The sequence below is a fragment of the Nostoc sp. FACHB-892 genome (assembly GCF_014698795.1).
GTDB lineage: Bacteria > Cyanobacteriota > Cyanobacteriia > Cyanobacteriales > Nostocaceae > Nostoc.
Map to the genome: position 1 here is coordinate 52,501 of NZ_JACJTR010000027.1, position 20,626 is coordinate 73,126.

General features: G+C 41.5%; 15 protein-coding genes. 9 read left to right on the top strand and 6 right to left on the bottom strand.

Features of this window, described 5'->3' with window-relative positions:
* Nucleotides 1-257 precede the first annotated feature (257 nt).
* A complete protein-coding gene (locus H6G96_RS27160; RefSeq protein ID WP_190915313.1) occupies nucleotides 258-1,799 on the top strand; it encodes a DUF3131 domain-containing protein in 1,542 nt (513 codons plus the stop codon).
* Nucleotides 1,800-2,000: 201 nt separating this feature from the next.
* Here the strand turns inward: H6G96_RS27160 and H6G96_RS27165 are convergent, their stop codons facing one another.
* The 3 genes from H6G96_RS27165 to H6G96_RS27175 form a co-directional block, all read right to left on the bottom strand.
* Complete coding sequence (locus H6G96_RS27165; protein ID WP_190915315.1) at nucleotides 2,001-2,543, bottom strand: Uma2 family endonuclease; 543 nt, start codon at nucleotides 2,541-2,543, stop codon at nucleotides 2,001-2,003.
* 107 nt (nucleotides 2,544-2,650) lie between these two features.
* Nucleotides 2,651-3,079 (bottom strand): PIN domain-containing protein, encoded by a 429-nt coding sequence (locus H6G96_RS27170; RefSeq protein WP_190915317.1) that lies wholly within the window; start codon nucleotides 3,077-3,079, stop codon nucleotides 2,651-2,653.
* Entirely contained in the window at nucleotides 3,079-3,306 is a 228-nt protein-coding gene (locus tag H6G96_RS27175; RefSeq protein ID WP_190915319.1) for a hypothetical protein, read from the bottom strand. The genes H6G96_RS27170 and H6G96_RS27175 overlap by 1 nt, the downstream gene beginning before the upstream one ends.
* A 56-nt stretch (nucleotides 3,307-3,362) precedes the next feature.
* Here H6G96_RS27175 and H6G96_RS27180 point away from each other — a divergent pair, with 56 nt between their 5' ends.
* From H6G96_RS27180 to H6G96_RS27210, 7 genes are all read left to right on the top strand, one after another.
* Entirely contained in the window at nucleotides 3,363-3,515 is a 153-nt protein-coding gene (locus H6G96_RS27180) for a hypothetical protein (RefSeq protein WP_190915321.1), read from the top strand.
* Between the two features lie 25 nt (nucleotides 3,516-3,540).
* Nucleotides 3,541-6,420: a DUF3131 domain-containing protein gene (locus H6G96_RS27185; RefSeq protein WP_347242283.1), complete on the top strand. Its 2,880-nt coding sequence runs from the start codon at nucleotides 3,541-3,543 to the stop codon at nucleotides 6,418-6,420.
* A 264-nt stretch (nucleotides 6,421-6,684) separates the two neighbouring features.
* Nucleotides 6,685-7,743 (top strand): hypothetical protein, encoded by a 1,059-nt coding sequence (locus H6G96_RS27190; protein WP_190915323.1) that lies wholly within the window; start codon nucleotides 6,685-6,687, stop codon nucleotides 7,741-7,743.
* On the top strand, nucleotides 7,744-9,207 hold the full coding sequence (locus H6G96_RS27195; RefSeq protein WP_190915325.1) for a DUF3131 domain-containing protein: 1,464 nt from the start codon (nucleotides 7,744-7,746) through the stop codon (nucleotides 9,205-9,207).
* Between the two features lie 47 nt (nucleotides 9,208-9,254).
* The gene (locus H6G96_RS27200; protein WP_190915327.1) at nucleotides 9,255-11,237 is read left to right on the top strand and encodes a glycosyltransferase; all 1,983 of its coding nucleotides are present in this window, start codon (nucleotides 9,255-9,257) and stop codon (nucleotides 11,235-11,237) included.
* 74 nt (nucleotides 11,238-11,311) lie between these two features.
* Nucleotides 11,312-12,001: a PIG-L deacetylase family protein gene (locus H6G96_RS27205; protein ID WP_190915329.1), complete on the top strand. Its 690-nt coding sequence runs from the start codon at nucleotides 11,312-11,314 to the stop codon at nucleotides 11,999-12,001.
* A gap of 120 nt (nucleotides 12,002-12,121) precedes the next feature.
* A complete protein-coding gene (locus H6G96_RS27210) occupies nucleotides 12,122-12,448 on the top strand; it encodes an STAS domain-containing protein (RefSeq protein WP_190915331.1) in 327 nt (108 codons plus the stop codon).
* 40 nt (nucleotides 12,449-12,488) lie between these two features.
* On the opposite strand, the gene H6G96_RS27215 is transcribed toward H6G96_RS27210, so the two are convergent.
* Nucleotides 12,489-13,679: a SpoIIE family protein phosphatase gene (locus H6G96_RS27215; RefSeq protein ID WP_190915333.1), complete on the bottom strand. Its 1,191-nt coding sequence runs from the start codon at nucleotides 13,677-13,679 to the stop codon at nucleotides 12,489-12,491.
* A gap of 146 nt (nucleotides 13,680-13,825) precedes the next feature.
* Here H6G96_RS27215 and H6G96_RS27220 point away from each other — a divergent pair, with 146 nt between their 5' ends.
* Nucleotides 13,826-14,239 (top strand): ATP-binding protein, encoded by a 414-nt coding sequence (locus H6G96_RS27220; RefSeq protein ID WP_190915335.1) that lies wholly within the window; start codon nucleotides 13,826-13,828, stop codon nucleotides 14,237-14,239.
* A gap of 14 nt (nucleotides 14,240-14,253) precedes the next feature.
* Here the strand turns inward: H6G96_RS27220 and H6G96_RS27225 are convergent, their stop codons facing one another.
* Complete coding sequence (locus H6G96_RS27225; protein ID WP_190915337.1) at nucleotides 14,254-18,945, bottom strand: response regulator; 4,692 nt, start codon at nucleotides 18,943-18,945, stop codon at nucleotides 14,254-14,256.
* Nucleotides 18,946-19,052: 107 nt separating this feature from the next.
* Entirely contained in the window at nucleotides 19,053-20,459 is a 1,407-nt protein-coding gene (locus H6G96_RS27230; protein WP_242063408.1) for a cellulose synthase subunit BcsC-related outer membrane protein, read from the bottom strand.
* Nucleotides 20,460-20,626 lie beyond the last annotated feature (167 nt).

A 20,626-nucleotide genomic window follows, 5' to 3' on the forward strand; every position in this document is an offset into this window, starting at 1 on the left:
GAACTCCAGAGATCGGGTGCGTGACTATTTTATTGTAGTAATTATTATCGTGGGCGGAATTTAAATTTTAAAAAACAGAATTCAGGAGGCAGAATTCAGAATTAAATTTTGTTGACAATCCTTCGGAAGTAGCACTTTTGCAACCTGTGAAAATTTAAGTGAACTTCTAGGTGTTAGTTAGATTGCATAGTTGGGAAGAATGGATTTGGTGAAACTACGCAAGCAACACTGACTTACAACATGAGGCTTTAATCAGTATGAGTTCTGATTTTCAACCACCACCTAAGAGTTTGTCCATACTAGCTTCTGTCGGAGGAGTAGTTACTGCTGTCATAGCGATCGCAATTTTTAATGTTTGGTCTAAGCAACTTTCACAAACTTCTATAGCAAAACCTAAAATATCAACATCCGAAACTCCTTCACGGCAGTCGGTACAACCAAAGAAACCCGAAAGCTCCCTCTCTTTGGCTAAAGAAGCTGAAAGAGTTGCCAGCCTTGATGCAAAATCTGTAGTTTTACCAGGTCAAGCCATTCCTAAGAATCAACTAACAGTAGCGATAATTCCCTATGTTGCTCCTGGAGTTGGAAAACTAACCCCAGAGGAAACGACAACTGCCCGTCAAGCTTGGTCATACTTCCAGCGCAACTGGAACGATGAAACTGGCTTAGTCAATTCCGTTGATGGCTTTGCCTCGGTCAGTATGTGGGATCAGACAGCAGCGATCGCAGCCTTAGTCAGTGCTAAAGAACTCAATATCGTGCCTACGGCTGAATTTGAAGCCAAAATGAGCAAAATGTTGAAAACACTGGCATCTATGCCTTTATACAAAGGTGAACTACCCAACAAGGTCTACAATGCAAAAACCCTCGTACCCGTTAATTATGGTCAACTAGAGAAACGCGAAGAAATTGGTTGGTCAGCAATTGATTTAGGTCGGATGGCAATCTGGCTGAAAATTGTCGGGACAAAGTATCCAGAAATGCGGCTAGAAACAGAAGCAATTTGGAAACATTGGCAAGTCAAGCGTCTAACCAACAATGGACAAATGTACGGTACTGCCGTAATCAAAGGCAAAGAACAGTACAACCAAGAAGGTCGCTTGGGCTATGAGAATTATGCTGCCTATGGTTTAAAGCTTTGGGGCTTGGATGTTAAGAAAGCCTTGGACTATCAATCTCATGCTGCCTTTGTTGATCTTTACGGACAGGGAATTCCTTATGATCGCCGCGACTTTAAAAATTCTGGAGCTAATAACTACGTTCTTAGCGAACCCTATATTTTAGATGGCATCGAAACTGGGTTTCAAGCTTTGCCTAAAGCCTATGCCGATCGGATTTTAGCTGCTCAAGAAGCGCGTTATAAAGCGACAAAACAATTAACTGCTGTTACCGAAGACAACTTAGATCGCCCTCCATACTTTGTTTACAGCAGCTTGTTTGTCAACGGTGAACCTTGGGCAACCATTGCAGATACCGGACAAAAACACAACGATTTGCGTTTTCTTAGTGCCAAAGCTGCGATCGGGTGGTATGTGCTTTACAATACTACTTACACTAGCCAGTTATTTGATTTTGTCCAAGACAACCTCAAGTCAAAACATGGCTGGTACAACGGTTTCTATGAATCCCTGCGTCAGCCAAATAAAACTCTCACCGCCAATAATAATGGCGTGATTTTAGAAAGCTTGCTGTATAAAAAGGTTGGACAACCACTTACTATTTGGGCAGGAGTTAAACCAATTCGCAATTCGCAATTCGCAATTCGCAATTCGCAATTACGTTTTGTGACGGGGATTTAGACCCCGGCACAAAACGCGCTGCTTGATAGAAGCAGGGGACTTAAACCCCTAAAGTTTGTTAAAAGTCAAAAGTTAACCCAGAGAGCTATTAAAACACCGTAAGTTGCAGCTAAGATTCTCAGGTAGTACAAAACTGGCGTTGCATATCAGAAGAAATGTACTTGTATAAATCTATTCATCACTCGATTCAGCGACGCCACCCTATGGCAAAAGTCTTTGAACGGATACTGAAACATCTGCAAATGCTAACGGTGTAACCGTTCCTTGGTTAATAGTATATTTTTCAACATACTTACCATTTTGAGGGTTTCTAAACACAATCATCTGTTTAGCAGATAAACTTAAAACCCAATATTCTTGAATTTCAGCCGTCGCATAAATCGCAGCCTTAATCTCCAAGTCCTTGTTTAAGCTTGTGTTGGCAACTTCTACAATCCAGAAAATATCTTTAGGAGCAGGATGGCGATCGCTGTAGGATGATTCTGGAAGTCGAACAATTGCAATATCAGGTTCGGGTTCCGAGTCGGATAGTGTAATGGGCCCATTGAAACGAACATCAGCTTTACCTGAGAGCAACTCTTCTAAATATTTTGCACCCCGTTTTGTTGTGGTGTAGTGAATTGGGGTTTCTGGACTCATTTCAACAATCTCGCCTGCTAGCAATTCCACATGACGACCACGCAGAATGCCCGCCTCAACCATGCGATGATAGTCGTCTACAGACCATTTAGCCAACGTCTTCATAGCAGAACTGCTCACATTCTTGTGATAGACCTAGTTCAATTTTATAGTTGTTGAATTGCGTTTGTGACAATCTGAAAATACGATCACCATCTTTGGCTGACAACCAACTACTCGCTATCTTGCGCCCCTAACTGCTGTAACAACTGATGAATTGACAAAACGGGTACGGTTGAACTCAAAAAACCTTGCGTATCGCGTGTCACAATAGCATCTAAACCTTGAGCAATAGCACAAGCGATTTGAACAGCATCTTCAAAATCAGCCAAACCAGATCCGAACGCTGATTTCAAGACGGCTCGATTAACGGGACAAATTTCCATAACAGTCAGCGTTTCTGAAACTGCTTGCCGTGCTTGCTCAATGCTGCGCGTGTGTTTTCGGGAAATATAAAAAATATCTGTAAGTGTTGTTGCTGTGACATATCCAACGACACGAGCAGAATCAATCTCCTGAAACAACAGTTCTGCATCTTGGAAAAATGGCAATCGCTGCAACAGAAAATCTAAAACAATATTGGTATCAATTAAAACTTTCATTAAAGATACTTGTTCACTCGCCACTCTTCTAACATTGCAGCCACTTCTTCATCAGTCGGTGCTGGCTGGTCTGTTTTTAGCAAGCCTCGCATCCGTCTAATCGCGCTAGAGCGCTCAGGCTCAGAAATTGGCGTGTCTTGCAAGGACTCAATGATGGCGCTCACCAGTGCAAGGCGATCGCTTGGTGGTAGCTTTAAGACTTGCTCCTTCAATTCTTGTAGCAACATAGACGGCTCCTATAGCCGAAGGTGTCTACCATCTAGTATGGGCGATCGCGCCTTCTATGACCAGATTTCTTGACCCTGCTACAGTTCCAAAGTGCTTGTCTTATCTTTATTTTGCGATCGCACCCCATCTCAAAAATCATCAGCGATCGCGGGAGCAATGTCTCTCGATTTATGAATATAACTGTAAAGATGCGCTATCACGCTGTTAACTGCTAACTCCTTCTTTGCATTATGATGATATACAAACTCCGTCAACCAAAGCTGTTGAGATGGATTGCATTGTTCCTCGTTGGGACATTTCTGCAATTGTTGTTTTACATCCCAACACCAGTCTTATCCCAAAATTCCAATAGCTGTAGCAATATTACAGCCCCACTCACACCTGAAGAGCAAACTTATGCTCGTTCTGCTTGGCAGTATTTTGTCAAAAATTATCAGCCAGCAACAGGATTTACCAATTCTACTGGGGGTTATCCTTCGGGTACACTCTGGGATATGGGTAATTACCTAATGGCGTTGAATGCTGCACGCTGGTTGAATCTCACTGACCAAGCAGACTTTGATGCTCGTCTCAACAAGTTTTTGACAACTCTCAGCAGCTTGAAGTTATTTGAAGATACCTTGCCCAATAAAGTCTATAACGCCGCTACTGGACAGATGGTTGATTATGGTAATAATCCACTGGAGCGGGGTATTGGTTGGTCTGCTTTGGATGTCGGGCGAATCCTGGCGGCGTTTGATGTTATCCGCACCTGTCATCCGCAATATAATGATTGGCTTAAAGGAATTGTAGCGAAGTGGCAAGTAGCGCGATCGCTCAAAGATGGACAACTTTTTGGTGCTACTGTTCTCCCAGACAACAAAACGTTACTGGTGCAAGAAGGACGACTCGGCTACGAAGAATATGGCGCAAGAGGCTATGAACTTTGGGGTTTTTCTGCACCAAAAGCTATTGCTTTTGAGCCATTTAAGCTAGTCGAAATTAATGGCGTACAAATTCCCGTTGACACGCGTGACTTTCAAAATACTAACGCTAATAATTACATTGTTAGTGAATCTTATATCCTTGATGGGATTGAATTTGGTTTGCAAGGTGAGTTAGCTGATTTTGCCGCCAGAGTTTTAGAAGTGCAAAAACGGCGCTATGATACCACAGGTCAGTTAACTGCGGTCACAGAAGATAATATTGACCAAGCACCTTATTTTCTCTACAACACCGTTTATGCAAACGGTGTAAACTGGGCAACAATCACGGATGCCAATCAACCTTATCCACAGTTTCGCAGCATCAGCACAAAAGCTGCTTTTGGTTGGCGCTATCTCTTTCCAGAGAATGCCTATGCCCAAAAAGTTTTTGATGCTGTCAAGGATCTCCGCAGTCCTGATGATAGTGGTTACTATGCTGGTATTTATGAAGAATCAAAACAACCCAATAAGGCTTTGACAGGTAATACTAATGGGCTGATTTTGGAGATTTTATACTACAAAGCTAAGGGAAACCTCCCTTTGATTACTTCTGGTTCTGTGAGTGTGTCTACTGGCAAGCCCAGTAAAGACGCTTCTCCTGCAACCCCCTCAAATCAACTAAGTTCTAGTGTTACGACTCCTACTGCAAATCAACCGGATTCTACTGTTACGACTCCTACCGCAACCCCTGCGGATACTTCTAAACCTACAGAAGTGGCCGTTGCACCTATTCCACCAGTAGATAGTCCCAAATCATCTAACCTCAAACTAAATCGATCGCTCTCAGTAATTGAACGGCGCTATGCAGAGGCGGCTTGGCGATACTTCCAAGCGAATTATCACTCCAAAAATGGGCTGATAAACGATCGCAGTGATTTCAAAGGCGCAACTTTCTGGGGATTGGGAGATTATCTTGCAGCACTTCATGCAGCGCGATCGCTCGATATAATTACCGCCAAAGAATTTGACAAACGCACCCGACATCTTTTAGCAGCCTTGACAAAATTACCATTGTTTGCAGGAGAGTTACCGAGTCGGGGTTACGATACCAGATCGCTACAATCTGTAGATTACGGTGGAAATCCGATTCCAGAAGGAAACGGCTGGTCAGCTTTAGATTTAGGTAGAATGCTGGCAGCGCTTTACAACTTAAAAACCTGTCATCCAGAATACACGGCTGCTGTAGATAAAATTGTCCTAGATTGGTCATACTTGCGTGTGGTACGCGAGGGTATTCTCTCCAGTGCTACCGTTACCAAACAGGAAGATGGGCGATCGCTTACCCGCGTCAACCCCGAAACCCGTTTGGGTTATGAGGAATATGCATCTCGTGCTTTTCAATTATGGGGATTTAATGTTGAGCGTTCTGCTGTTGGCGGTGAATATCAAACAGCTTCAGTAGAAGGAGTGAAAGTCCCAATTCAACGCCGTCGCACGGATACTAACTCTAAAGTTAACCAATACACAGTTAGCAATCCATTCTTACTCTATGCACTGGAGTTTGGACTAGATCCAAAAATGCGATCGCTCTTTGAGCCAATTTTCCAGGCGCAAGCTGAACGTTACCGCCGCACCGGTACTCTTACAGCCTCAGCCACCACCCTAATTGATCGTAAACCTTACACTGTCCACAGCGCAATTACTGGGCAGGGTGAGTCTTGGGTGGCTTTAGGAGATGACGGTCAACCTGTACCAAAGGGGCGATTGGTAAGTACAGCAGTCGCTTTTGCCTATCATGCCTTGCTTCCAGAAAACAAGTATAGTCAACAGTTACTGCAAGGAACGACTGACTTATACAATCCATTAACTGGGTTTTATGAGGGTTTCTATGAAGCCACAGGTAAAACGGCAATTGGTTTCACCAGCAGCACCAACAGTATGATTTTGCAATCCTTGCTGTACAAGGTGATGAATCAACAACCCCTAATTCGTCCGGCTACCAACATGAAATCTCCTTGGTGGCAGGCTGTTACCAAAGGAGATTCTGGGCGAGGTCTACCTAGTACTGCCATACAACAAACCAAGTTAATTTCTGATAATTCTGCAAGTTACTGGGTTTCAGGTAGCAAAAATACTCCACTAGTAACTGGTACAAAAGCCGAGGCAAGGGAGCAGGGAGCAAGGAGCAGAGCGGATGGAAATGAATGAGGATTTGACCCCACCTGTTGCGCTAGCTTCCCGTAGGGTACGAGAATCACTGGGACTCAAACCCATGTTCTCCCCTTCATTCAACGGCAGGAGGAAGAAGTCACTTCCCCCTATCTCTTCATTAAAATGCAACTCACTGTAATTACAAAGCCATGTGTTGTTATTAATCAGTTGTATTTGGGAATACTTGTACATGATGCAGTTAGTAGCTTGCACGAGTAACAGATATCTCGATTCAAAATCCCTAGTTATTCCTTCAAATCTATGAACAAGGTACGACTGGCGCTGACGATGCTGATTTTACTAGGAAGCATCTTTGCGAGTAAAAATCTCATGGCGATCGCTGATCCTTCAAAGCAAGTCGAAAACCGAAAATTAAACCCAATTCGCAACCAAACAGCTTCCAATACTCCTGTACTCCTGGGGCTATACACTCCAGATTACATCGGAAGTCAAAGTACAATTGACAACCAATTGCGTCAAATCGATCAATGGGTTGGTAAGCGCCATTCTATTGCTGGATTTTTCTTTGATATCGAAGACTCAAATCCTGCCTACAACATCCCAGTTTCCCTAGAACAACTGAAGCGCAACGGATACACAGCCTTTATTAATCTCAAATCCACTCGTTCAGCAGCGCAGATTGCTAGGGGAGACATAGATAGTTCTCTGCAAAAAGTGGCAAAAGCATACTCTGACTGGGCAAAACAAGGCGATAACCGTATTGCGTTTATTGCTCCGTTGCAAGAGATGAACATTCCCGGAGAAACATACAGCAAAGATCCGCAGAACTTCAAGTTAGCTTATCAACGTATCCAAAAGATATTTAAAGAAGCTGGTGTATCTTCACAAGCAATCCGTTGGGTATTTGCACCTAATGGTTGGAGTGAAAACAATGAACATCGCTTTGAAAACTACTATCCTGGGGACAAGTCGGTAGATGTCGTTGCCTTTAGCGCCTACAACTGGGGGTATTGTAGTAATTCTTCTTGGAAACACTGGAGTAGCCCAAAAGAAGTTTTTGAACCATATATCAACCGGATGAAGATTATGGCTGGCAGTAAGCCGATTTTCATCGCTCAAACAGCTAGTACGAGTAATACGCAAAATAGTTTGCCCAAGACTGCCAAAGACCAATGGTTACGAGACTCTTACACTCAGCTAGCTGCGATGGGCGTGCGAGGCATTCTTTACTTCAATATTAATAAGGAATGTGATTGGGCAATTAACAGTAATAGCGGTAAATCTTCTGGTTATAAAGATGCGGTAAATAATCCGGCTTTCGGCTATTTATCGCCTGCTGAGTTGGCAAAGAAGATATAAATGGCAACAATCGGCATCAAAAGCATGATTTTGCAATCAGTTTTGTACGCAACAACAAATCAAGAACCCCTGCTTTGTCCGAGTCCTGCGACATGGCAATGTACTACCCCATCTATAATCATTGCTGCCCCTGATAACTTTAACCCTGATATCCCAACACCACCGTCACAAACCGTTCCAAAACCTACTGCTCCTATAATCACGCCATTACCGCCAAAACCAAAACCGACACCACCACAACCAACTGCTACGCCAGAAAAACCTCCTACTCCAACGCCCACAACTTATTTCCCACGGTTAACCCAAGAAGCGGATAAAATCGCCGCCGCGCGGGCTTGGAAATATTTTGAGCGTAACTGGAATCCCCAAACAGGTTTAGTAAATTCGGTAGACAACTTGCCTTGGACAACTTGGTGGGATCAGGGTAGTGCCTTATTAGGAATTCATGCAGCTTACCAGTTAGGGTTATTGCCGAAAGATGTTTTCCAAAAGCGAATGAAGACATTGCTACAGACGTTGGAAAAACTGCCGTTACCTGCAACTGGTTTGCCCAACAAAGCTTATAGCACCCGTACTGCCCAGATGCGTCATCTCAATGACACACCCGATCCTAAGGGTACAAGTGGTTGGTCAGCTTTGGATATGGCGCGATTTTTATTAGGATTGCATATTATGCGATCGCATTATCCAGAATATAGCAATCACATTAATCGCATCGTAACTCGCTGGAATCTATCGAAACTTATCAAAGATGGTTGGTTAAACGGTGCTATTCCTAGAGCAGGTAAACTTCTCCAAGTGCAAGAAGGGCGATTAGGCTACGAGCAATATGCTGCTCACAGTTTAAAGCTGTGGAATCTTCCAGCCACTAATGCTCTCTCTAATCCACCAGCCAAAATGGTTAAGGTTGATGGTGTTACGCTGCAAATTGACGAACGTAATTTCAAAAATTCTGGAGCTACTAACTACCTGACAAATGATCCTTATTTACTTTGGGGTTTAGAAATAGGTTGGAATGATGCTGTTAAATCTCAAGTGCAAAACCTTTTAAAAGTGCAACAACAAAGGTTTAAACGCACTGGAATTTTAACTGCTGTAAATGAAGATTCTTTAGATCGTCCTCCTTACTTTCTGTATTACAGCGTTTACTCCAATGGCCAATCTTGGCAAGCTGTGAACACCAGTGGAAAAACCTATCCTCAATTACGGTTTGTTAGTACCAAAGCAGCATTTTCTTGGTTTGCCCTCATACCAGATGAGCCTTATACGAAAAAGCTACGAGACTTCGCCCAAAATTTATCCGATAAAAATCGCGGCTATTTTTCAGGAAAATATGAAAATTCCAAACTAGGTATTAATGCTTCAGTTGACATTAATACGAATGCGATCGTTTTAGAAAGTTTGCTTTACCAAGCCAGAGGTAGACATCCACTAATGCTTGACCTCTCAAAAATTAAAAATTAAGACTTAAACGAATTCAATTTTTAATTGTTTTAATTACTGGTACTAACATGACTTCAGTTTCTATTAGTGATAATTCCTCAAAATTTCCCGGTAACACTCGCTCATCGCTCAAAAAAAGAACGCTGTTATTTCGCTACCTAGCAGAAATAAATTTAATTTTTGGGTTCTGGTATTTGCAATGGCGCATCACCCATTCCATCAATTTTGATGCACTGTGGATCTCTATTCCTTTACTGATAGCAGAAATTTATAGCTATTTCGGCGGTGTAATGTTTGTAATTGGGTTATGGCGTCCCTTAGTGCGGCAAGTTAAGTCTTTCGACCAGATGATCCCACCTCTACCCAGATCAGAATGGCCAACAGTAGATGTGTTTGTGACTTGTTACAACGAGCCGCCAGAAATTGTAGAAGAAACTGTCAAAGCGGCTCTAGCAATGGATTACCCACCAACAAAGTTATGCGTTTATGTCCTAGATGATGGCAACTCAGCTGATATGCGGGCTATGACAGAAAGATTGTGTATTGAGGATTTGCAGTCACCACAACTACAACAAGAAGCAAATCGAATTGATGCAGAACACTCTTGTTTGTTGGAACGCCTGAAGCAACTGGAAAATTTAACACCTAATACTCAAGCTGCTGAACAATGGTTGCAATCATCATCGGAACCAGTGGTTAACCAAATTGCTACCGAATTTGTGCAAAGTCTGCGACAGTTTATTCTTTGGCTACCTCCAAATCATCAAAGTATTAGCGAACGCCTAATTACTGAAAAGAAAGCTTTAGAAAAAACTATTCGCAAGAAAGAACTAGAACTGCTGGAACTCTCCCGATTTCGCTATATTGCTCGTCCCAAAACGCCTGGTGTAGCGCATCATGCTAAAGCAGGCAACATCAATTACGCGATTTTTTCTGGAGAAACGGCAGGAAATTTTATTGTTACTCTGGATGCTGATCACATTCCCAAGGCAAATTTTATTAAGCGAGTTTTACCTTACTTCTACACATATAATCTTTCAACAGGGAAATACGACCAGAATCAAATTGCTTTTGTACAGACTCGCCAGGATTTTTACAATATTCCCCCAGGCGATCCTTTTGGACATCGAGCAAATTTATTTTATGGGCCACTTCAACAAGGTAAAGATGGCATGAATGCTGCGTTCTATACAGGCACAAATGCGATACTAAGGCGTGAGGCATTAGTTAGTGTAGGACTGCAAAATTTTGCTGATGAATTTGCCAAAGATGAAAAACGTTTAGATGAATTTAATTTAGTTGGCGGAGTATCGAGTAATAGCATTACCGAAGATATGAATACAGCCATGCGTCTGCATAGTGCTGGCTGGAAATCTATTTATCACAATGAACTTTTGGCAGAAGGTTTAGCGCCAGATGATTTGAGTTCTACTCTTAAACAACGGCTACGCTGGGCACAAGGAACTATCCAAGTGTTAGTAAGAGAAAATCCACTGACAAAATCAGGGCTAACTTTTTGGCAAAGGTTGCAATATTTTAAGACGATGTATAGTTATTTCTCTGGTTTTGCAACTTTGGTTTTTATCTCTTGTCCAATTATTTATTTTTTTACGGATATTGTTCCAGTTAAAACCTACGGAACTGACTTTGCCATCCACTTTTTTCCAGCTTTTATTATCAACCGTCTCACTTTTTTAGCAGCGACCTGGGGTATTCCAGCTAGTGAAGTTTGGCGCTCTGAACAATATGCGATCGCTTTATTTCCCTTATTAATCCAAGCTGTATGGAGTGTGTTCACAGGACAAAAAATTAATTTCCAAGTAACGCCTAAGCAACGGCAATCTGGAATTTATCTTCGACTAGTTTGGCCACAGTTAGCTGTCTTTATCCTTACTATTTTGGGGATGTTATGGAGCCTTTACCGTTTTGCTATTGGTCATTTAAATTATCCTGAAGTTCACCTACTTAACTGTGCATGGGCTATCTATAACTTGTTACTTTTGTCGGCGATCATCCGCGCAGCTGTTTGGCAACCTCCGAAAGAGGTTTAAGAGCGACAAAAAGACAAAGAGAATAACTCTTAACTCCTAAGTCTCTTATAAATCCAATCTAGAAAAAAACAGCAATGAACACTGATTCAGATTCAAAAAACTTTGGTCAACTAACTGTTTTAACAATTTATGCTCATGCTGATGATGAAGTTCTACCTGCTGCTGGCACTCTCAGTTTGATGTCTAAAGCAGGATGGAATGTACGTTGCTTAATTTTGACTGATGGTAGCCTTTCTAGTTCGCCTACTAAAGGTACACGCCATCAGGAAGCAGATGCAGCAGGTAAAATTATCGGTGCAACTTACGAGTTTCATGCACTTGAAGAGTGCAATTTCTCTACACAAGCAGTAATTAAAGTTGCTGAAGAATCTATTGGGCGTTGGCAACCAAATTTGATTGTTACTCACACACCACAACCTGAAAAATATGGACATAGAGATCATGAAGTGTGTGCGATCGCAGTTTCTAATGTTGCTACCCGCAAAAATATAAGTTTATGGTATTCAGCCCCACCTGTTTTTTTGCGTGGTTTTGAACCCAATTTTTTTGTAGATATTACCTCTGTAATTGAAGAAAAAGTTGCAGCTATTGGTTGTTATGAATCAGAGTCAAACAAGGCATTTATGCAACTTGATGCCATACTGGTTCTATCTCGCTTTTGGGCGCGGGAGTTAGGTCAGAAAGATGGTTACTTTGAAGCTTTTGAAATTTCCCGCCAATGTGTGGATGCTAGCTTTTTTACTGCAATAGCTAATAGTCACTAAGGAATCAACTGTGTTTGATTACATATAAAACATAAAAGTATATTATCTCTATTGCAGTTTTTCTGATGTTAATGCCAAAATATAAATACATTTTTTGAAATCAAATAATAGGCTAAAACAATGAATTTGAGTGTTACAATACTAGAATTATCTGGAATTTTAGATGGCATTAGAGGTAATGAACTACGTCGTCAAATGAGCGGCGTTCTGGCGAACGGCTCTGATATTGTGTTGCTTGACATGAAAGAAGTAAACTTTATCGATAGCTCTGGTTTAGGCGCTTTAGTATCAGCAGCGCAAATGGTGCGGAATGCTAATGGTAAACTTTTTGTCTGTTCTATCAGCGATCAAGTCAGGATGTTGTTTGAACTGACTAAAATGGATAGAATTTTTCAAAGCTTTGCTGACCAAGAGGAATTCAAGCGCCAAGTATTGGCAACACAATAAGCTGTAGACAATATAAACTTTTAATGCATTTTTGACTATACTAACTAAAGTTAACTTTTACCAAAGATAAGTCATCATCTAGATTATCTTGAGCATTTAAGTTGAGAATGTCCGCTAATAGTTGTTTTAGCTGACACGTATCTTTCAGGCTATGTTTAGTTAGTAAGTCAATGAAAGCATCAATACCCCAAATTTTTCCATCTGACTGATTAATTTCATAAGCACCATCGCTAAAGATGTATAAAGTGCTGTTTTCTTCAATCTCAGAAATAGCATCCTCAAATTGGACATTAGTTAAAAACCCAATTGGTAAATCTAAAGAACTTAGCTGTTTAACTTGCATACTTGTTGTAGAGGTATTAGATAACAACAAAGCTGGTGGATGTCCGGCGTTAGCATAAATAAGTTGACGTTTAAGGCGGTGATAAACTCCATACCAGATTGTGAAGTATTTATCACCGTGCTTCGTCATTTGGAAGGCTTGATTAAGCGCTTTTAGAACTTCACTGGGTTGACAAAAGTTAGTGTTTGGTAGAGATTGCGATCGCAAAACATTCAGCACAGATACAGATAACAGGGCTGAACCCACCCCATGCCCTGATACGTCCAACAAATAAATTGCTAAATTATCCTCGTCGATCCAATGATGATCGAAGCAATCACCCCCTAGCTGTGCTGAGGGAATAAACAAATTTTCTGTAGTTACTGCTCCTACAAGTGGCGAGGGTAAAAGCGATCGCACATAACCAGCCGCCTGTTCCAATTCTGTTTCCAAAATTTGCTTTTGAGTTTGTAAATCCTGATTTAGTGTCTCCAAGGCTTTTTTTTGACTTTGTAAATCTTGATTTAGCTGGTGTAATCTTAATCCTGCTCTTACCCGTGCTTTCAATTCATTCATCTCTATTGGTTTAGAGATAAACTCATCTGCTCCAGCGTCAAGCCCTTTAACTCTATCTTCCTCCTCTCCTCGCGCTGCTCCCCTAGCAGTCAATAGAATAAAAAAAGTAGTTGCCAACTCTGGATCTACCTTAATTCGACGACATACTTCTAGCCCATCTAGTTGGGACATCATCCAGTCACAGATAATTAGAGCAGGACGTAGTAATTGTGCTTGTGTAATTCCTTCTTCGCCATTGCTGGCTACACTGGTATCATAACCTTGATTTTGCAGTGTTCTTTTCAGTACTGTTCGCACTATAGGGTCATCATCAATAACCAAAATTTTAAACATAAATTAAAATTTACTAAGTAAAAAGAAAAGTAAGTAATTGCTCTAATTAAACTTATATGCAATTGAGTTTAGAATGTATAGTGAAAATACTCAAATTAAGTAAATTACCGAATATGATTATCTCAAAATATTTTATTGGTTAAGAAGTGAATAAAATTTATCTCAAAGTTAACACAGACCTTACAGCCTCGCCTCAAGTGTTGTCTTGGTTCGATCAGATGAATCAACCACCTATTCTCGATAAAAAAATTTGGTGGCAATGTCAAACTCTGATGATGGAAGGCTTTACTAACATCGTTGAACATGCTCACAAAAATTTACCTGTTGAAACTCCTATTGAGATAGAAGCTGTGCGGTTAGATAAATACATAGAAATTCGGATTTGGTCTCAAGGTGAACCCTTTGACTTAGAGCAGAAATTGCAACAAATATGTGAATTTGAGGAGAATGATCAAGGGCGCGGTCGAGGTTTAAAAATCATGTCTGCCATTGCCGATAAGTTAAGTTATGAGCCGACAGTAGATAATCGTTACTGTTTATTTATTAGTAAATATTACTAAATTTACAGTAGGAGTTAGGAGTTAGGAGTTCTAATTAAAAATTCTTGAATGCGTTTAAGAAACTCTTCTAACTCTAAGATTAAGTTAGTAGTACCTCGGCGTTCTTGATTGTAAGATAGTTGTTCTAGTTTTTCTGCTGCTAAATGCATGGTTGTAGCTCCAACATTGGCACTAGCACCTTTAATTTGATGGGTTTGGATCGCTAGTTGCTCATAGTCACTATCTGCGATCGCTATTTTAATTATCTCTAAACGAGGTTGAATATCTTCAACAAATATTTGCAGTAGTTCCAATTCAAATTCTGGGTTGTTTTCTGAGAGTTGATGCAAGCGTTCCCAATCAATTGGGAGGTCAATTGAATCTACATCTGTCACATCTGTTATAGAAGCTGTCTGCTCCCAAGCATCTATTTCTTTTTCCCTGAATATTACACTTCCCCAACGCTCTAGCGCCGCAGCCAATTTTTCTTTGATTACAGGCTTGCTTAGATAGTCATCCATGCCTGCATCTAGACACATTTGTTGATCTTCTTTCATGGCATTAGCTGTCATCGCAATTACTACAGGACAACGACCACTGACAAAGCTGCTTTCTTGCCAACGATGAATTTCTTTTGTAGTTTCAAAACCGTCAAGAACTGGCATTTGGCAATCCATCAGAATTAAATCGTAGGGAATTTTTTCTAATAGCTGCAAGGCTTCTTTCCCATTACCAGCAACATCGGCGCTATAACCCAAGCTTTGGAGTTGCTTCAGGGCAACTTTCTGATTCACTAGATTATCTTCAGCTAAAAGAATTCTAAGTTTGGGGGAGTCAGTGCCAGGAGAATGATCATTGCTCTTATTTTCGTAATTTTTCACTTTTAATTCCTGACTATTGAGTTCCGGCTGCGTTCCTAAAATAGTTATGATGGTATCAAGGAGTCGGGACGGTTTAACAGGTTTGACCAAATAAGCGGCAAATCCTATTTTTAGCGCTCGTTGGATTTCATCCCGTTGATTAGTAGAGGTAAGCATAATCAAAGGTAACCCAGCGATCGCTGGATTTGCTTTAATTTGTTCTCCCAAAGTCATGCCATCTATTTCTGGCATCTGCATATCAATCACAGCAACTTCATAAAGGTTTTTCTGCTTGGCAGCCTCCTGAATAGCTTTAAGAGCAGTAGCAGCCGAAGCAGCCTGATCTACCACCATTCCCCAACGAGTAGCTTGATGGTGGATGATTTTGCGATTAGTGGTATTATCATCCACTACTAACAAGCGCCGATTACTCAGAAGTCCGCGATCGCTCTTGGCATGGGCAAAGCCATCGCCTTCTGAGGAAAGAGAGTGAAGTTGCTTGGGGAGAGTTACTTCAAACCAAAACTTAGATCCTTTACCCAACTGACTTTCTACGCCAATTTCTCCTCCCATTAAGCTCACCAGTTGTTTGCAAATGGCTAATCCTAAACCTGTGCCGCCATATTTGCGGGTGGTGGAAGCATCTACTTGGGTAAATGGGGTAAAGAGTTTGCATTGGTCTTCAGAGGTAATGCCAAGACCAGTATCTGTGATTGTGAAATGGATGGTGACTGTAGTAGAATTTTCTGATCGCAATTCTGCCCGGACTACCACCTCTCCATTGCTGGTGAACTTGATCGCGTTGCTAATCAGGTTCATGAGGATTTGCCGCAGGCGACCAGCATCACCTTGCAAATGGGTGGGGACATTGGGATAAATTAACGCAGCAATTTCTAATCCCTTATTATGGGCTGGGGGAGCCAATAATTCCAACACCTCTTCCACGCAGGTAGATAAGTCAAAATCTAGAGTTTCTAGTGCCATTTCCCCAGCCTCAAGTTTGGACAGATCCAAAATTTCGTTGATTAGGCTTAAGAGAGCGTCTCCACTAATGCGAATTGTTTCGATAAAATCTCGTTGCTCCGAGTTTAAGGGAGTTTCTAACATTAAGCCTGTCATGCCCAACACAGCATTCATCGGAGTTCGGATTTCATGGCTCATATTTGCCAAAAAGGCACTTTTGGTTTTAGAAGCTAATTCAGCTTGTTGACGAGCAACTTCGAGTTCTCGTCGCTGTTGAGTCTCTGCGTTTAACATTTGGGCTTGGGCTAAGGCAATACCTACTTGATCGGCTATTTGCCGTAAAAGATGAGTTTCAAAGCTAGACCATTGGCGGGAACTGCCGCATTGATGGACAATTAGCAAACCGCAGAGTTCTTCTTTGACAAGAATGGGTATGACCAAATTGGACTTGACTCCAAATTGTTGCAGTAATTCTATGTGGCTTTTTTGGACTTCGACTAGATCCAAGTCAGCAAAACCGATATTCCGTTTTTGACGATACTGCTGTAGATAGTACTGCTGTGTATATTCTGCTTGAAAGTAAGCATCAGTAAGCTTTTTGTCTTTGATTGCCAACCAGCCAGAAACTACTGCCTCAACGATAGTGGGTTCAGATGCATCTGCCAAAGGTTGATAAATCAAAACTCGGTCGCTATGGAGAATTTTTTGTACCTCTGTAACACTAATTTGGAGAATTTCTTTAATTTGTAAAGACTGACGGATTTTGAGGGTGATTTCAGTAAATAGTTGCGATCGCAAGTTTTGCCGTTGAAGTTCTTCTTCTGCCTGCTTGCGCTCAATAAACTGCCCTACTTGCTCACCAATAGAATGCATGACTGTTGCCAAATCCGGGTCAGGTTGTTGAATCTCATTGCTAAAGCAGGTAATGACACCAAGGATTTTTTTACCAGTACGGATCGGAAAACCGAAAGCTCCGTGCAGTTCTGCTTGGGCAGCGATTTGAGAGCGAAGGAAATTCTGATCTTTAACAACATCAGCGATCCAAACAGGTTTTGCAGTAGCCCAGACACGACCAGGCAGCCCAATTCCTGGCGCAAACGTAATCTGTCGACTGAGGATGTCAAATTCTTGCATCTCAAGGGAGATTTTGTACCATGTATTTTGCAAGGACAGTAGATTTGCTTGCTGATCTACTATCCAAAATTCACTAAAAGTCCATCCCAAACTTTCGCATATTCCTTGTAGAATTTGGGGCATGGCTTCGTTGATTGTAGTTGACTCTGCTAAGACGCGTGTTGTATAATATTGTGCTTTTAAATGTTGTTCAGTTCGTTTACGTAAACGAAGCTCTTCGTCAACATCGCTGATATCAACACCTGTGGTAACAATATATTCAACGTTGCCCTCATAGTCTTCCAAGACAGTATTAGCCCAGGCAATGAGTCGGCGGCTGCCATCCTTTGTTACCCAATAGCTTTCGTACTCTTTGGGACCCTTACCAGATTGCAACTGCTCAAAAACTGCTTTAACCATCTCTACCTGTTCAGGAAGTAGAAATAGGTTCCAGAAATGCCTTCCTCTTACCTCATCAAATGAGTAACCAGTTATTTGTTCACAAGCATGATTGAAGCGAAGGATTTGCCCTTGTGTGTCAAGAACTATCACCAAAGCACTGGCTGTATCAAGGACTGCTGAGATAAAGTTGCGTTCTGTGTTTAGTGTTTCCTCTGTTAATTTACGCTCTGTTACCTCACGAGAAATGAAGTAGTAGACTATAGCCAGAGTCAGAAAACTTAGAAAAATACCGAAGGCAAGTGTCAAAACTGTGTTTTTAGCACTAGCTTTTGCAGCTTGTGATTGCTGTTGAAGCAACCTTTTATCCTCATTCTCTATCTCATGGATAACCTTGCGGATATCATCCATGAGATGTTTTCCCTCATTTGTCTGGATTACCTGCAATGCCGCCTCGAATCCCTGATTTTGACGCAGGTATATAGTCTGCTTGAGTATGGCAAGTTTTGCAGCTATCAGAGATTCCAGGGTTGTAAACTGCTTTTTTTGGCTAGGTTGATCTGCGATTAAATTTTTCAGTTCTGCAATTTTTGGATCGATATTTGTAACTACAGCTTGATAAGGTTCCAGATAACTTTCTTGTCCAGTGAGGATGTAACCACGTTGTCCAGTCTCAGCATCCTTCATCTCGGAGAGTAATTCTTTCAGTTTACTGATTTTTTCTTGGGTTTCTTGTACCTGATTACTAGTATCAATCAATAGGCGTGTGTTTTGATAAGAAATCACGCCAATCAAAACTAAAATTGCCGATGCTAACCCAAACCCTCCGGCTATTCTTTTAAAAAATTGTTTGCGTCCCTTCTGTGCATATTTGCGTGTATGACTCGCCAAGACCAAACTTGCTAAATTGCGCCGCATTTCTAGTTGCTTGATTACCTGATGACCTAGAATTCGTAATGCTTCAACTTGTTCTGGAGAGAGGTTTCTTGGTACACGGTCAATTACACAAAGGGTTCCTAAGGCATATCCTTCAGGGTTAGTCAGTGGTATGCCAGCATAAAACCGAACATTAGGGCCAGAGGTGACTAGTGGGTTTGTAGCGAACCTTTCGTCTTGTGTGGCATCAGGCACAACAAAAGCCTCAGGTTGCAAAATAGCATGGGCGCAGAATGCTACATTTCGAGGTGTTTCTAGGGCATCCAAACCAACTTTTGACTTGAACCACTGGCGATCGCTATCAACTAAACTGATTAAGGCAATGGGAGTTCCACAAATATATGAAGCTAAAAGGGTGAGGTCGTCAAAGGCAGCTTCTGGACTAGTATCGAGGATTTTATACTCCAAAAGAGATTCGATTCGCTGTGCTTCGTTATCAGGTAATGGTGCTTTCATTTTTAAGTCTGATCTCCGGCTGAAGTCGTTGCTAAAATTGAGAATTAAAAATTAATAATTGGTGCTTTCATTTTTGAGCTTATAAATTACGAATTATTTAGTGAGTCCTAAAATTTGACCCGCAACTGCCCTGTCAAAGAATTACCACCATAGGCACTTCCCCCTGTTTCTTGATTTCGGACATTACTAAAGCTATAGCCAAGGTCTGCTTCTATATTTGGTGAAACTTTTACCGTACAGCGCGTTTGATAGGTATAGGCGTTGTCAAATTCTCCTTTAAGTCGCTGCTGTCCTAAGTTAGCAGCGAGACGACAGCGTAAAAAATTAGCAATATCTCCTTCCCAAGCCACCTCAGCGTTGTAAACTAAAAAATCTGATGGAGAAAAATAGCCACTTGTGCGTTCTAAATTGCGATCAAAACTCCAATTGAATAAGTTAGCTGCCAGAGAAAACTGTCCGAACTTGCGCTCTAACCTATTAAATGACTGCACCTCAGAATTACCATCGTTGTAACTACCCAAACGTAATGACGAGAATAAGCTGGTGTTGCGGTCAATCTGCCAGTATAAATCAGGTCCAAATCGCCAAGAAGTAATTTGATTGTCTAAAGTTCGGGCATTAGATTTATAAGGCCCTTGTTCTAAATTGCCTGATAATATTACTGCCGATAGCAATTGGCCGGATGATGAAACTCGCGGCGGCGAAATGGGAACCTCCACCTTAGCATTGAGATTAATAGCTGTAGGTAAACGATTGAACACATCGACTCCGGCTGCTGTTCGCAGAGTTGCTTGCCCAATTTTTCCCTGCCATCCAACCTGTAAGGGAAAATTGGTAACTGATTCAACACCGCGTTGCTCAAAGAGGTTAAAACCTGTCTTGAAAAATATTTTATTGCCATTATTCAATCGAAACTGAACCGTTGGTTCAAAGAATAAATTGGTTTGGCCAAAGTTGTCTGTGTCATAGCGATAGTCCGTATAAATACTTTCCAAAACTGCATCCGGCGTTTTTGGTTTGCTAACTGCATCTGGCGTTTTTGGTTCGCTGGAAGTTGTTGGTGGACTAGAATTCTGCGGTGGTTCTGGTCGCGCTGGCGGTAATCGCAGATCAGGATTAAAGTTTTCGGGTGCTGCCATCAAAATAGGTTTTGGCTTTAATCGATAAGGTAACGGCATCGGAAATTCTAAATCACCAAAGTTCAGTTTGCCAGACACTCGCGCACTTGCTAACCCTGTACTACCGGCCCAAGTGAGCGCTCTGAAATCTCTGTGGATTCTAAGTTTCGACTCTTGCTCTGCTGACTCAGCATTTACTTTGGTGGCTTGCTCGGTCAATTCTGAAGGTGGTTTCCAGGTCTGATGTGCTTGGACAGCTTGTAACTTAGTTTCTGATAATGTCCAAATACCTATGCTACAGATGACTCCCAATTGAATCTGTAAGCAACCCAAAACCAATTCAGTGTATAAACTATATCGGGAAAAAAAGAGATAAGCTTTAAAACTATCTACCATAGGTCGATACTATAGTTGTATAATAAGAAACCTGCTGTCAAAGAATTTTATGGCTGCTAGCTGATGTATTCGGCTTGGGATTATGATGCCCACAATTTATGCTTGTTAAGACATGGCAAAGAAAAAAGGCTTTACTTTTATAAGGTGAAGGCGAGACAGAAGTATAT